We start from the raw sequence: 14,231 nt of genomic DNA, 5'->3' as shown, positions 1-14,231 counted from the left end.
GTCGGATGGTGCAGTTGTGTTCAATCGAGCAGGCAGTTGACGACGTACTGGCGCGCTTGCCGGCGCATATCCACATGGGCATGCCGCTCGGGTTGGGCAAGCCCAATTTGTTCGTCAATGCGCTGTACCGGCGCATCGCCAAGCTGCCGGAGCGGGCGCTGACGATCTACACCGCACTCAGCCTGGGCCGCCCACCGCTGGGCGACGGCTTGCAGAAGCGCTTTCTCGAACCCTTTATCGAGCGGGTGTTTGGTGATTACCCCGAGCTGGATTTCCTCGCCGCCCTGCGCAAAGACAGCCTGCCCAAAAACATCCACGTTCAGCAGTTCTTCATGCAGCCCGGCAGCCTGCTCCATAGCACCTCGGCCCAGCAGGACTACGTGAGCAGCAACTACAGCCACGCCGCCCGCGATATCAACGCCGCCGGCCTGAACCTGGTGGCGCAACTGGTGGCCAGCAGCAGCGAACACCCCGATCGGCTGAGTCTCAGTTGCAACCCGGACATCACCCTCGACCTGCTGCCGATGATCGCCAAGCGCCGCGATGCCGGGGAAACCGTCCTGATCGTCGGCCAGGTCCATACCGATCTGCCCTACATGCCCGGCGATTCCGAGCTAGGCATGGACGCGTTCGATTACCTGATCGACGAAAAAGACAGCACCACGCTGTTCTCCACGCCGAATATGCCGGTGGGGTTCCAGGATCACTTCATCGGCCTGCACGCCAGCACCCTGGTGCGCGATGGCGGCACCTTGCAGATCGGCATCGGCTCCATGGGTGATGCGCTCACCGCTGCACTGTTGGCGCGCCAGGCCGACAACGAAGCCTATCGTTTACTGCTGAGCGACCTCGATGTGTACCAATGGGCGCCGCTGATCAGCCGTGAAGGCGGCGTCGATCCCTTCGCCCGTGGCCTTTACGGTTGCAGCGAAATGTTCGTCAACGGCCTGCTGGTGCTGGCGGATGCCGGGATTGTGCGGCGCAAGGTCTACCCGGATGTGGCGACCCAGGCGCAAGCCAATGCCGGCCTGCTCGATGAGGCGGCACAATCTGATGGCGTGTCGATCCATGGCGGCTTCTTCCTGGGCCCGCGCAGTTTTTACCAGCGCTTGCAGGAAATGACCCACGACAAGCGCGTTGAATTCAACATGACCCGCATCAGCTACATCAACGAGCTGTATGGCCAGGAACAACTCAAGCGCCTGCAACGCCTGGATGCGCGGTTTATCAACAGCGCGATCATGGTGACCTTGCTCGGCGCCGGTGTGGCCGACCAGTTGGAAGACGGCCGCGTGCTCAGTGGCGTCGGCGGGCAGTACAACTTCGTGGCCCAGGGCCATGCGCTGGACGGTGCGCGGTCGATCCTGATCCTGCGCAGCTGGCGTGAGTCGGCGGGGGAGGTCAGTTCCAATATTGTGTGGGACTACGGCCACTGCACCATTCCTCGGCACCTGCGGGATATCGTCATCACCGAGTACGGAATCGCCGATTTGCGCGGTCAGACGGATGCCAAGGTGATCGAGGCGTTGCTCAATATCACCGACTCACGCTTTCAACACGACTTGATCGAGCAAGCGCAAAAGGCCGGCAAGTTGCCCAAGGATTTCCAGTTGGATGTGCGCTTTGCCGACAACACGCCGGAGCGCCTCCAGGCGATTCAGGCGCGGCATCAGCGGTTGTTCCCGGAGTATCCGCTGGGCAGCGATTTCAGCGATGAAGAGCGGGATTTGTTGCGCGCGTTGAATTGGCTCAAGAGCAAATTCAAGCTGACGGAGATTCTGGAGTTGGGCAAGGCGGCGTTGGATGCGCCGGAGCCGGAGGTGTTTCCCGGGCATTTGAGGCGGATGGGGTTGGATAGCCCGGAGGGGCTCAAAGAGGACCTGTATCAGCGGCTGTTGCTCGCCGGTCTACAGGCCACCGCAACCTAACAGGCCACCCAAAACCAACTGTGGGAGCTGGCTTGCCTGCGATAGCGGAGTGTCAGGCGACATCAATGTCGCTGTACCACCGCTATCGCAGGCAAGCCAGCTCCCACATTTTTAACCGTGCCCTTACTCGATAAAGGTCACGACACCACCCGCCAGCGACTTCACCCGCGCCAGCGACTCAACCCGATACCCCTGCGCATCCAGCTCCGCACGGCCACCCTGGAACGACTTCTCGATCACGATCCCCAAGCCGGCAACGGTCGCGCCGGCCTGCTTGATGATCGAAATCAGCGCCTGGGACGCCTTGCCGTTGGCCAGGAAGTCATCGATCACCAGCACGCGGTCGCTGCTGGTCAGGTGGCGCGGGGAGATCGCCACAGTGCTTTCGACCTTCTTGGTGAAGGAGTAAACCGTCGCCGACAGCAGGTTTTCCGTCAGCGTCAGGGACTGCTGCTTGCGCGCGAAAATCACCGGTACGCCCAGGTTCAGGCCGGTCATGATCGCCGGCGCAATGCCCGAGGCTTCGATGGTGACGATCTTGGTGATGCCCGAATCCTTGAACAGCGCAGCGAATTCGTCGCCGATCAGTTTCATCAGCGCCGGATCGATCTGGTGGTTCAGAAAGGCGTCGACCTTGAGTACCTGATCGGAAAGCACGATGCCTTCTTCGCGAATTTTCTTGTGCAGTGCTTCCACGAAAAGCTTCCTCTGTTGACGCAATGCGCGCCGAAAGTAGATTAAAAAGTAGTCGATTCTAGCGCTTTAACATCGCGCGTATGTCCGCCAAGGCGGTGTTGCCGCGAACGGCCTTCACCTCGGTCGGGGTGTCGTCATTGCCTTCCCAGGCCAGGTCGTCCGGCGGCAGTTCGTCGAGGAACCGGCTGGGGGCACAATCGATGATTTCGCCGTATTGCTTGCGCTTGGCGGCAAAGGTGAAGGCCAGGGTCTGGCGAGCGCGGGTAATGCCCACGTAGGCCAGTCGGCGTTCTTCTTCGATGGTGTCAGCTTCGATACTGGAGCGGTGTGGGAGGATTTCCTCTTCCATGCCCATGATGAACACGTAGGGAAAATTCCAGGCCCTTGGACGCATGCAAGGTCATCATCTGCACACCTTCGGCGCCGTCTTCCTCTTCCTGCTGGCGCTCCAGCATGTCGCGCAGCACCAGCTTGCCGATGGCGTCTTCGACGGTCATCTCGCCGTCTTCGTCTTTTTCCAGGGTGTTCTTCAGCGCTTCGATCAGGAACCAGACGTTGCCCATGCGGTAATCCGCGGCCTTGTCGCTGGAACTGTTGGTGCGCAGCCAGTTTTCATAGTCGATGTCCATGACCATGCTGCGCAGGGCGCTGATCGGGTCTTCGCCGGCGCACTGTTCGCGGACCTTGTCCATGAAGCGCTTGAAGCGCGACAGGCGGTCGGTGAAACGGGTGTCCAGGTGTTCGCCCAGGCCGATTTCGTCGGTGGCGGCGTACATCGAGATCTTGCGTTCGGTCGCATAGTTGCCGAGCTTTTCCAGGGTGGTGGAACCGATCTCGCGGCGCGGCACGTTGATCACGCGCAGGAAGGCGTTGTCGTCGTCCGGGTTCACGATCAGCCGGAAGTAGGCCATCAGGTCTTTCACTTCCTGGCGTCCGAAAAAGCTGTTGCCGCCCGACAGGCGATACGGAATCTGGTGATGCTGCAGCTTCAGCTCGATCAGCTTGGCCTGGTAGTTGCCGCGATACAGGATCGCAAAGTCGCTGTAGGGCCGGTCGGTGCGCAGGTGCAAGGTCAACAACTCGACGGCCACGCGCTCGGCTTCGGCGTCTTCGTTACGGCAGCGGATCACGCGGATCTCGTCGCCGTGGCCCATCTCACTCCACAGTTGTTTTTCAAACTCGTGGGGGTTGTTCGAGATCAGCACGTTGGCGCAGCGCAGGATGCGGCTGGTGGAGCGGTAGTTCTGCTCCAGCATCACCACTTTCAGGGACGGGTAGTCGTCCTTGAGCAGCATCAGGTTTTCCGGGCGCGCACCGCGCCAGGCGTAGATCGATTGGTCGTCGTCGCCCACCACGGTGAACTGGTTGCGCTTGCCGATGAGCATTTTCACCAGCAGGTACTGGCTGGCGTTGGTGTCCTGGTATTCGTCCACCAGCAGGTAGCGCACCTTGTTCTGCCATTTTTCGAGGATGTCGGCGTGTTCCTCGAACAGCTTCACGGGCAGCAGGATCAGGTCGTCGAAGTCCACCGCGTTGAACGCCTTGAGCGTGCGCTGGTAGTGGGTGTAGACGATGGCGGCGGTCTGTTCCTTGGGGTTGCGTGCGTTTTCCAGGGCCTGGGGCGGCAGGATCAGGTCGTTTTTCCAGGCGCCGATCATGTTCTTGATCTCGTCCACGCCGTCGTCGCCTGCGTATTCCTTCTGCATGATGTCAGTCATCAGCGACTTCACATCGGTCTCGTCGAAGATCGAGAAACCGGGCTTGTAGCCAAGGCGAGCATGTTCCTTGCGGATGATGTTCAGGCCCAGGTTGTGGAAGGTACACACGGTGAGGCCACGGCCTTCGCCACCCTTGAGCAGGGTGCCGACGCGCTCTTTCATTTCCCGCGCCGCCTTGTTGGTAAAGGTCATGGCGACGATGTACTGGGCGCGGATGCCGCAGTTCTGGATCAGGTGCGCGATCTTGCGGGTGATCACGCTGGTCTTGCCGGAGCCAGCACCGGCGAGCACCAATAGAGGGCCGCCGACGTAGTTCACGGCTTCTTGCTGCCGGGGATTGAGTCGGGACATACAGAATTTTAGGAGTCGTTATTCAAAAGGGCGGGCATTTTAACAGGCTGGCAGGATTCTGCTCTGTCAGAACGACAGTGTGACGTACCACTCGATCTAAATTTGCCGGTTTTGCTACTTTGCCGCAGGATGTCAGGGCAATTGAGACTAATGTTTACAACCTGCGTGTTTGATAACCCCTATCATTGGTGATTATCAGGCCGCACGTCATAATGCCCGCCGCCAACGAATTCTTGCAGAGTCTAGGGAGCTAGCTTGTCTACGCCTGTCGAACCCTTGCGTTTGCTGCTGCTGGCCGATGAGCCCGCGTGGGCAGCGTTGTTGCGCGAGTGCCTGGCGCCGATGGGCGATGGGGCTGTGCTGATCAGTGCACCAAATTGGGACTCCGTAAGTCGTCTGTTCGATGACGACCACGGTGCCGTGCTATTGACCACGCCAGGCCTGCAACCCGGCCCTGGCCGATGTAGCTTGCCGTGCGTATTGCTGCTGGAGCAGGAACCGCTGGTCTCGCCGCTGGGCGTCAGCGACTGGCTGGTGCAGAGCGCCTTGGACGCCGACACCCTGCGCCGCTGCCTGCGCCATGTGCGCGAACGCGGTGTGTTGGAAACCACCCTGCAACGCCTGGCCGAACAGGACCCGCTCACCGGTATCGCCAACCGCCAGGGTTTCCAGACCCTGCTGGCGGCGCGGCTGGCCGAAAACGAAGGGCGCGGCCTGGCCCTCGGTCACCTGGACCTCGACAACTTCCGCCACGCCAACGACGCCCTCGGCCACCAGGCCGGCGACCGGTTGATCCTGCAAGTGGTCTCGCGGCTCAAGAGCCAGCTGGAGGCCGGCGATCAACTGGCGCGCCTGGGCAGCGATGAATTCGCCCTGCTGATCGACACCCGCCGTGCGCCCCAGCGCGCCGAGTGGATGGCCGAGCGCATCACCGAAGTCATGGCCGAACCTTATTGGGTGGATGGCGAAAGCCTGCTGATCGGTTGCAGCCTGGGCGTGGCCCACGCCCGTGCCAGCGCTGGCGCCGACCCGCTGATGTGGCACGCGCATATCGCCATGCAGCAAGCCAAAAGCACCCAGGGCTGCACCTTTCATATCTTCAACGAACGCATCAACCGCAACGCGCGCAGCCTGGCCGACCTGGAAAGTGAACTGCGCCGGGCCTTGCGTCGCGATGAGCTGGAGCTGCACTACCAGCCGCGCCTGGACCTGGACGACGGGCATATCGTCGGCCTCGAAGCCCTGGTGCGCTGGCGCCACGGCGAACGTGGCCTGCTGCCGCCCAGCGAGTTCGTGCCTCTGGCCGAGCAAAGCGGCCTGATCGTGCCGCTGGGCTACTGGGTGATCTCCCGCGCCCTGCGCGATATGCAGGACTTGCGCGAACGCGGCCTGCCGCCGCTGCACATGGCGGTCAACCTGTCGTTCCGCCAGTTCCAGGACAGCCAGTTGCTGTCCACCCTCAGCCGGCTGATTGCCGAACGTGGCGTGGAAGCGCAATGGCTGGAATTCGAGCTGACGGAAACCGCCGTGATGCGCCGCAGCGACCTGGTCAAGCAGACCATGGACGCCCTCGGCCGCCTCGGCGTGCGCTTTTCCCTGGATGACTTCGGCACCGGGTTCTCATCGTTCGTGCACCTCAACAGCCTGCCCATTGCCTTGTTGAAGATCGACAAGAGCTTTGTCGGCGGCATGGAAGAGCGCGAAGAGAACCGCAAGCTGGTGCACGCGATGATCAACCTGGCCCACAACCTCAACCTGGAAGTGGTGGCCGAGGGTGTGGAAACCCCTGAGCAGCTGGCGTTGTTGCGGTTGTTTGGGTGTGACCAGGCCCAGGGGTATCTGATCAGCAAGCCGTTGCCGTTGCCGGAACTGGTGGAGTACCTCACCTATGGCAAAGGCCGGGAAGCACTGCTTGGCTGAATTGCAAACCCGGTTAACTGTGGGAGCTGGCTTGCCTGCGATTGAATCACCTCGGTTTTGCTGGAAGACCGAGTTGTCAGCATCGCAGGCAAGCCAGCTCCCACATTGACCGCGTACATTTTCTAGTCCGGTAGCGCAGCCTGGAATTGCGGATGTACCTGCGGCTCCCGCCGAATCATCCGCTTCATCTTCGCCTCAAACGCCCACGTCAGGCTCACCGCCGCACACGCCAGCCCCAGCGCCAGGCCCCACCACACGCCGGTCGGCCCCCAGCCCAGGGTGAACGCCATCAGCCACGCCGCTGGCGCGCCGATCAGCCAGTAGCAACCCAGGCCCACCAGGAAGGTGGTCTTGGCGTCCTTCAACCCACGGATACAACCCATGGCGATGGTCTGCACCCCGTCGAACAATTCAAACCACGCCGCCACGGCCAACAGGCTGACGGCCAGCACGATCACGTCGTGGAACGCCGGGTCATTGTGGTCAAGGAACAGCCCGATCAGCGGGTCGGACAACAACCAGAACACGGCGGCAAACCCGAGCATCACCGTTGCCCCAAAACCGATGCCGACCCGGCCAGCCAGGCGCGCCTGCAGCAACTGCCCGGCGCCGTAGTGCTGGCCGATGCGCATGGTCACCGCGTAGGACATCCCCGCCGGCACCATGAACGCCACCGAGACAATCTGCAGGGCAATCTGATGCGCCGCCAACTGCGTGCTGCCCATGGTGCCCATGCACAGCGCCGCGAAGGCGAACAACCCGACTTCGACCGCATAGGTGCCGCCAATCGGCAGGCCCAGGCGCCACAGCTCGCGCAGATATGTAGTGTTGAGGCGCAGCAGGCCCGTGCCCAGCGGGTAAGCGGCATACGCGCGGTTGCTGCGGATGTACCACATCAGCGCCAGGGCCATGCCGTTGGCGACGATGGCCGTGACCAGGCCGATGCCCATCAAGCCCAGTTTCGGCAGGCCGAACATGCCCTCGATCAAGGCATGGTTGAGCAGGTAGTTGATCACCGTGCCGCACAGGCTGATGACCATCACCGGCGTGGCTTTGCCGATGGCGCTGGTGAAGCCGCGCAAGGCCATGAAACTCAGGTAGCCGGGCAGGGCGAAGGGCAGGATCGTGAGGAATTGCCCCGCCGCCTGCACGTTGGTTTCGGTCTGGCCAAACATCAGCAGCACGGGCTTGAGGTTCCACAGCAGCAACGCCGCCGCCAGGGCCATCAGCATGGCGAGCCACAGCCCGGCCTGGGTCAGGCGGGTGGCGCCTTCGATATCGCCCGCGCCGTGACGAATCGCCACCAGGGTGCCCACGGCGGCAATCACGCCGATGCAGAAAATCGCCACGAACGAATAGCTGGCCGCGCCCAGGCCGCCGCCGGCCAGGGCTTCGGGGCTCAGGCGCGCCATCATCAGGGTGTCGGTCAACACCATCAGCATGTGCGCCAACTGTGAGGCAATCAACGGCCCCGACAGCCGCAGAATGGCCCAGAGTTCGGTACGTGCTGGATGCTGCATGATCATCACGCTCAAATAGTCAGAGGGTTGTGGAAGGGTTGATTCTCGGCGCTCTCGGCCGATTGCACAAAGGGATAAAAGCGATCGTTCGCATGATTAAAACTCATGCCTGATTGATTCTGGTAGGGTTTCGTCATCCTGCTGTCGGAGCTTTCCTCATGTCCCGTCGTCTTCCTCCTCTTTACGCCCTGCGGGCCTTCGAAGCCGCCTCCCGGCACAACTCCTTCACCCGTGCGGCGGAGGAACTGTCGATTACGCAAAGTGCGGTGAGCCGGCATATCCGCACCCTTGAGGATCATTTCGCCTGCCGCCTGTTCCAGCGCAGCGGCCGCACCTTGCAGCTCACGGAGGCCGCGCGCCTGTTGTTGCCCGGCGTGCGTGAAGGGTTTGCGGCACTGGAGCGCGCCTGCCATACCTTGAACGCCGAAGATGACATCCTGCGCATGAAAGCACCTTCGACCCTGACCATGCGCTGGCTGCTGGCGCGGCTCAGCCGTTTCCGCGCCTTGCAGACGGGCAACGAAGTGCAACTGACCAGCGCGTGGATGAACGTGGATGAAGTGGACTTCAACCAGGAGCCTTTCGACTGCGCGGTGTTGTTGAGCTACGGGCATTTCCCGGCGGATTGGGACGCGTGCTACCTCTATCCAGAGTTGCTGATCCCGGTCGGCGCGCCGAACCTGCTGGACGAGGGTCCGTGGGATGCGGCGCGCCTGGCGACGGCCGAGTTGCTGCATCCCACGCCCGACCGCCGCGACTGGCGCAGTTGGCTGGGGCGCATGGGCTTGTCTTCGCAGGTCTCGCTCAAGGGCGGGCAGGTGTTCGACACCCTTGAACTGGGCATGATCGCCGCCGCGCGGGGCTACGGCGTGTCCATGGGGGATTTGTTGATGGTCGCCGAAGACGTGGCCCAGGGGCGCCTGAGCCTGCCGTGGCCCACCGCCGTGGCCAGTGGGGAAAGTTACTACCTGGTGTGGCCGAAAACCCGCCCCGGCGGTGAGCGGCTGCGGCGCCTGGCGGACTTCCTGCAAAGCGAGGTCAAGGCCATGGAATTGCCCCAGGTCGAGCGCCTGTAATGACGCGTTGCGCACCGTTCATGCAATCGTTTGCGCGATAACCCTGTGAATCGCTCAAGTATTGCCCTGGCACGCCGAAGTAGGTGTGTTGGAACCATCGTGCCCCAACGCTTCCCACTAGATAAATTGCCGAGCAGCGCTATGAGATCAGGATGATCCTGGCCTCGGCCAGGAGCTGTCATGTCTCAACCTCGCGCTCGGATTGCCTCCCAGCTGGGCCTCGCACTCGCCGTGATTCTGGCTGTTGTCATCAGCGGCAGCACCGTGTTTGCCTTGCGTTCCCTCGACTCTGCCAACCTCGAAACCCGCGAGGAGCACCTGGCCAGCGAAGCACGCCTGCTCGCCGACCAACTCAATACCTTCCACAGCACCTTGCGCGAAAGCACCCAGCGTTTGAGCGGGCTGTTCGAAAAGCGCTTCGGCGCCGGTTTGAGTGTGCGTGCCGACCAGCCAGTGACTGTGGCCGGCGTACAGACCCCGAGCCTGTTCCTGGGCAGCGACCTGTTGAACAACGATTTCGCCGAAGTCGATGAGTTCAAGGACACCTCGGGCGGCGTGGCCACGGTGTTTGTGCGCAACGGCGAGGACTTTATCCGCGTCAGCACCTCCCTGACCAAGCAGGATGGCAGCCGCGCCATCGGCACGGCGCTGGATCACCAGCATCCGGCCTATCAACGCTTGCTGGCCGGGCAGAGCTATGTCGGCCGTGCGGTGTTGTTCGAACGTTCCTACATGACCCAGTACACGCCGGTACGCGACAGTGCAGGAAAAGTCATCGCCGTGCTGTTTGTAGGCTTCGATTACACCGACGCGCAGAACGCCCAGTTCGACAACCTCAAGCGCTTCCGCATCGGCCAGACCGGCTCCCTGGCCTTGCTCGATGAGCAGAAGAAGTGGCTGGTGCCACCGGCAGGCGTGCAGGCGCTGGACCAAGCGGTTCCGGTGATCCTCGACCTGGCGAAAAAGCCGGGTGCCGGACGCTTCTGGAGCGACAAGAACGAAGACTTCTACAGCGTCGCGGTGCCGTTCGAGGGCGGCCCGTGGTCGGTGGTGGCAAGCATGCCGAAGGCTGAAATCCGCGCAGTTACCTGGGCCGTAGGCATTCGTCTGGTGATCGGCAGCGTGTTGGCGATGCTGCTGGCGGTCGGTGCGGCCGTCTGGCTGCTGCGCAGCAAATTGCAGCCGTTGAGCGACCTGGTGCGCCAGGCCGAGGCCTTGGGTGCTGGTGATCTGAGCGCACGCCTGAACGTGTCCAGCCATGACGAAATCGGCCAACTGGCGCGCAGCTTCAACCAGATGGGCGAAGCGTTGTCGACCATGGTCTCGCATATCCGCAAGGCGGCCGAAGAGGTCAACAGCCGGGCGCAGGCGCTGTCCGGGTTGTCCGGCGGTGCCTATGAAGGCATGGAGCAGCAGTCTGGCGAGATCACCAGCATGGCCGGCGCCGTGGAAGAGTTCAGCGCCACTTCGCTGAACATTGCCGACAACATGGGCAACACCGAGCGCCTCGCCCAGGAAAACGCCCAGCAGACGCGCATCGGCCGCAACTCGATGCAAGAGGCCTCGTCGTCCCTGGAACATATCGCCACCGCGCTGAACAGCACGGCCACCGTGATCAACACCCTTGGCCAGCGTTCCCAGGAGATCGGCGGGATTGTCGGCACGATCACCTCCATCGCCGACCAGACCAACCTGCTGGCACTCAACGCCGCCATCGAAGCCGCCCGCGCCGGTGAACAGGGCCGTGGGTTTGCCGTGGTTGCCGATGAGGTGCGCAACCTGGCGTCGCGCACCCGCGAGGCCACCGACGAGATTTCCGCGATGATCCAGAGCATCCAGCAGGAAACCGGCAACGCCATCACCACCATGGAACACGGCAATGTGCTGATGCAGGAAGGCTTGTCGCGCAACGCCGACGTGGCCTCGGCCCTGGCACGTATCGACGAGCAAAGCCGCTCGGCGGGGCAGCAGTTTGCCGCGATTACCACGGCGACCCAGGAACAGAGCAGCACGGCGACGTTGCTCAGCAGCAACTTGCAGAGCATTGCGCTGGCCAACAGCGAGCAGCGTGAAGTGGTGTCGAACCTGGCGATTACGGCCAAGGAGCTGGAGACGTTGGCGGCAGGCTTGCGCCAAGAGGTTGACCGCTTCCGTTGACGGCAAACGAGGCGCGTCCGGTTCCTTATGGTTTTTTCAGCGCACCGGCCAAGCGCACCATGGCGGTTTCGATTTCATGGGCGTTCAAGGATGAATAGCCCAGCAGCCAGCCCTGCTTTTTTTCCGCGCCGGCATACAACCGGCTGAGACCCGGCAACTGCACACCCGCGCTGGCGGCTTGGCGAATGGTGGTTTCTTCCGACCAGCCTTCGTGCAACAAGCACGGGATTTGCAGCCCGCCCGGCGGGCGACAGGCTGTCACCACAGCGTGCAGGTGCTTGTCGATAGCCTCCAACATGATCGCTTGGCGTGCGCCGTAGAGTTTGCGCATGGCCCGTACGTGGGCGTTGTAATGCCCGTCTTCCATAAAGCGCGCCAGCGTCAGTTGCAGGATCTGCGGGGTGTGGCCGTCCATCATGCTGCGGGCATAGGTGAAGGCTTTGACCAGTTCGGCGGGCAGCACCATGTAGCCCATGCGCAGGCCGGGGTAGAGGGTCTTGCTGAAAGTGCCGATGTAGAGCGTGCGGCGGTACTTGTCCAGGCCCTGCACGCAGGCGGTGGGCTTGCCCTGGTAGTGAAACTCGCTGTCGTAGTCATCCTCGATGATCCACTTGCCTTGTTGCGCTGCCCAGTTGATCAACTCAAGACGCCGTTCCAGGGCTAGCGTGGCGCCGGTCGGGTATTGGTGGGAGGGCGTCACATACACGCACGGGGCGCCGCTGCGGTCGACGTGCAGCAGGTCGGTGCGGATGCCCTGTTCATCCACATCGATCGGCACAGCCTTGGCCTCGGCGGTTTCAAACGCCTTTTTCGCGCCGAAGTACCCCGGGTTTTCCAGCAGGATCGGTTGGCCGACGTCCACCAGCAACTGTGCGCAGAGGAATAGCGCCTGGCGCGTGCTGCTCAGCACCAGGACCTGGTCAGGCGAGCATTGCGCCCCACGCTCCAGATTCAAGTAGGTGGCGATGGCTTTACGCAGCGGCTCAGCCCCTTGCGGGTCGCCGTGCAACAGCACGTTGCTGCGATGGTCCTTCAGCACCTGGCGTTGCAGGCGCTCCCAGACGTCCGTCGCAAATGTCCGGGTTTCCGGCAGTCCGGTGGCAAACGCCTTGCTGACCTGTTGATCGTTCACGCCGCCGCTGTCGAGGATCATCTGCCCGCGATGGCTCAAGCCGGCGCCGTTCGCTGCCTCGCTGCTTTTGACGGCTTCGGCCTTGATGCGTCGGCGTGAGGCGCCGCGCAATTCGGTGCCGATGGCATCGCACACATAACTGCCAGAGCCTGCGCGCCGCACGATGAAGCCATCGCGGTGTAACTGGATGTAGGCGTTTTCCACCGTGTCGCGGGCAAGCCCCAGTGATGTGGCCAGCACCCGCGTTGCCGGCAGCTTCAGGCCGGGCGCGAGTGCGCCGTCGAGGATCAGCGCCCGCAATGCGCGCTGGATGCGCAGATGCAGGTCCAGCAGGTGGAATTCAGCGTCATTGAGCCGTATCTGCAGCGTTTCCAGCTCGAATGTTTTTGCCATGCGGTCTGCTCATCCCTGATGAATTGGCCGGTAGTGGCAGGCCAGTCTGTCCGTAGACTTTAACGCTTGCTGCTATCACCTATCCACCGCAAGGAGCAAAGCCCCATGTCTTCTCCGCTATCGTCGCCGCTGCATTGGCGCGACCTTTTCCACCCGGTGATTGCCGGCCTCATTTCGGTGATCGTCAATTATGGCGGCACCTTCATCCTGGTGTTCCAGGCGGCCAGGGTTGCGGGGCTCAGTCCTGAGCTGACGGCGTCGTGGGTGTGGTCGGTGTCGATTGGTGTTGGCGTCACCGGGCTGTATCTGAGTTGGGCAAACCGCCAGCCGATCATTACCGCGTGGTCGACGCCTGCGGCGGCGTTTCTGGGTGGTTGCGCTGGCCACGACGCCCTACGCCGAGGCGGTCGGTGCGTACATGCTGTCAGCTGCTGCCTTTGTGTTGCTGGGGTTGTCGGGCTGTTTCGAAAAGTTCATCCGCTTGATTCCGCCAGGCATCGCCGCCGCGCTGCTCGCCGGTATCCTGCTGCCGTTCGGTGTGGGCGCGTTTGCGGGCATGAGCCTCGACCCGCTGTTGGTCGGGTTGCTGATCGCCGCTTACATCCTGCTCAAGCGGTTCACCGCACGTTATGCCGTCGTGGGCATTCTGGTGCTGGGGCTGGCGTTTCTGTTGACGCAGGAACGTGTGGATCTTTCGGGGCTATCCCTGCAATTGGCGGCGCCGGTGTTCACCCCGCCTGAGTTTTCGCTCAACGCGCTGCTCAGCGTGGCACTGCCGCTGTTTCTGATCACGCTGACGGGGCAGTACATGCCGGGCATGCTGGTGCTGCGCAACGACGGTTTCAGGATCAGCGCCAACCCGATCCTCACGGTAACGGGGTTGGGCTCGCTGTTAATGGCGCCCTTTGGCTCCCACGCGTTCAACGTGGCGGCCATCACTGCCGCCATCTGTACCGGCAAGGAAGCCTCGCAGGACGCGTCCAAACGTTGGATCGCGGGGGTTGCCGCAGGTGTGTTCTACATTCTCGTCGGTGTCTTCGGGGTAACGCTGGCCGCGGTGTTCATGGCCTTCCCGGCCACCTTCATTTCGACACTGGCAGGGTTGGCGTTGCTCGGTACCATCGGCGCCAGCCTGGCCAGCGCCATGGCGGACGCCAAATCCCGTGAAGCATCGCTGATTACCTTTCTGGCGTGCGCCGCCAATATCACCCTGTTGGGCATAGGCGGGGCGTTTTGGGGGCTGTTGATCGGGCTGGCGGCGTATGCGCTGCTCAATGGCCGCCTGCCAAGGAGAAGGACGGCAGCAGACGATTCGATCAAGGGCGCCACGCAATAAGGCT

General features: G+C 62.4%; 8 protein-coding genes and 2 pseudogenes. 6 read left to right on the top strand and 4 right to left on the bottom strand.

Annotation, left to right across the window (positions count from 1 at the left end; translation table 11 throughout):
- The first annotated feature begins 5 nt into the window (after positions 1 to 5).
- Positions 6 to 1,928 (top strand): acetyl-CoA hydrolase/transferase C-terminal domain-containing protein, encoded by a 1,923-nt coding sequence (locus PSH87_RS27680; RefSeq protein ID WP_305431828.1) that lies wholly within the window; start codon positions 6 to 8, stop codon positions 1,926 to 1,928.
- Between the two features lie 123 nt (positions 1,929 to 2,051).
- Here PSH87_RS27680 and PSH87_RS27675 read toward each other — a convergent pair whose 3' ends face one another.
- Both PSH87_RS27675 and rep read right to left on the bottom strand, forming a co-directional pair.
- Positions 2,052 to 2,624 carry a xanthine phosphoribosyltransferase gene (locus PSH87_RS27675; protein ID WP_010207474.1) on the bottom strand — a complete coding sequence of 191 codons (573 nt, stop codon included), beginning with the start codon at positions 2,622 to 2,624 and terminating at the stop codon, positions 2,052 to 2,054.
- A 58-nt stretch (positions 2,625 to 2,682) separates the two neighbouring features.
- Positions 2,683 to 4,693 (bottom strand): annotated as a pseudogene (gene rep, locus PSH87_RS27670) (DNA helicase Rep).
- A gap of 255 nt (positions 4,694 to 4,948) precedes the next feature.
- Between rep and PSH87_RS27665 the strand changes: the two are divergent.
- On the top strand, positions 4,949 to 6,613 hold the full coding sequence (locus PSH87_RS27665; RefSeq protein WP_026136910.1) for a bifunctional diguanylate cyclase/phosphodiesterase: 1,665 nt from the start codon (positions 4,949 to 4,951) through the stop codon (positions 6,611 to 6,613).
- Positions 6,614 to 6,735: 122 nt separating this feature from the next.
- Here PSH87_RS27665 and PSH87_RS27660 read toward each other — a convergent pair whose 3' ends face one another.
- On the bottom strand, positions 6,736 to 8,139 hold the full coding sequence (locus tag PSH87_RS27660) for a NorM family multidrug efflux MATE transporter (RefSeq protein WP_305431826.1): 1,404 nt from the start codon (positions 8,137 to 8,139) through the stop codon (positions 6,736 to 6,738).
- A gap of 152 nt (positions 8,140 to 8,291) precedes the next feature.
- On the opposite strand from PSH87_RS27660, the gene PSH87_RS27655 reads away from it, so the two are divergent.
- A complete protein-coding gene (locus PSH87_RS27655; RefSeq protein WP_305431825.1) occupies positions 8,292 to 9,209 on the top strand; it encodes a LysR substrate-binding domain-containing protein in 918 nt (305 codons plus the stop codon).
- A gap of 180 nt (positions 9,210 to 9,389) precedes the next feature.
- Positions 9,390 to 11,366, top strand: a complete 1,977-nt coding sequence (locus PSH87_RS27650) for a methyl-accepting chemotaxis protein (protein WP_305431823.1) — start codon at positions 9,390 to 9,392, stop codon at positions 11,364 to 11,366.
- A 25-nt stretch (positions 11,367 to 11,391) separates the two neighbouring features.
- On the opposite strand, the gene PSH87_RS27645 is transcribed toward PSH87_RS27650, so the two are convergent.
- On the bottom strand, positions 11,392 to 12,891 hold the full coding sequence (locus PSH87_RS27645; protein WP_305431821.1) for a PLP-dependent aminotransferase family protein: 1,500 nt from the start codon (positions 12,889 to 12,891) through the stop codon (positions 11,392 to 11,394).
- Positions 12,892 to 12,996: 105 nt separating this feature from the next.
- Here PSH87_RS27645 and PSH87_RS28955 point away from each other — a divergent pair.
- Positions 12,997 to 13,299, top strand: a pseudogene (locus PSH87_RS28955) (benzoate/H(+) symporter BenE family transporter); the annotation flags it as partial.
- Between the two features lie 10 nt (positions 13,300 to 13,309).
- Positions 13,310 to 14,227, top strand: a complete 918-nt coding sequence (locus tag PSH87_RS27640; protein WP_370695287.1) for a benzoate/H(+) symporter BenE family transporter — start codon at positions 13,310 to 13,312, stop codon at positions 14,225 to 14,227.
- Positions 14,228 to 14,231: the final 4 nt, after the last annotated feature.

The organism is Pseudomonas sp. FP453 (assembly GCF_030687495.1).
Taxonomy (GTDB): domain Bacteria; phylum Pseudomonadota; class Gammaproteobacteria; order Pseudomonadales; family Pseudomonadaceae; genus Aquipseudomonas.
The sequence above is the reverse complement of the archived record's forward strand: the minus strand, read 5'-3'. Positions and strand labels throughout refer to the sequence as shown.

What these genes read in the sequence shown, in the direction of transcription:
- PSH87_RS27660 (WP_305431826.1), bottom strand. Translation starts at nt 8,139, where the DNA reads ATGATCATGCAGCATCCAGCACGTACCGAACTCTGGGCCATTCTGCGG.
- PSH87_RS27655 (WP_305431825.1), top strand. Translation starts at nt 8,292, where the DNA reads ATGTCCCGTCGTCTTCCTCCTCTTTACGCCCTGCGGGCCTTCGAAGCC.
- PSH87_RS27650 (WP_305431823.1), top strand. Translation starts at nt 9,390, where the DNA reads ATGTCTCAACCTCGCGCTCGGATTGCCTCCCAGCTGGGCCTCGCACTC.
- PSH87_RS27640 (WP_370695287.1), top strand. Translation starts at nt 13,310, where the DNA reads ATGCTGTCAGCTGCTGCCTTTGTGTTGCTGGGGTTGTCGGGCTGTTTC.
- PSH87_RS27680 (WP_305431828.1), top strand. Translation starts at nt 6, where the DNA reads ATGGTGCAGTTGTGTTCAATCGAGCAGGCAGTTGACGACGTACTGGCG.
- PSH87_RS27645 (WP_305431821.1), bottom strand. Translation starts at nt 12,891, where the DNA reads ATGGCAAAAACATTCGAGCTGGAAACGCTGCAGATACGGCTCAATGAC.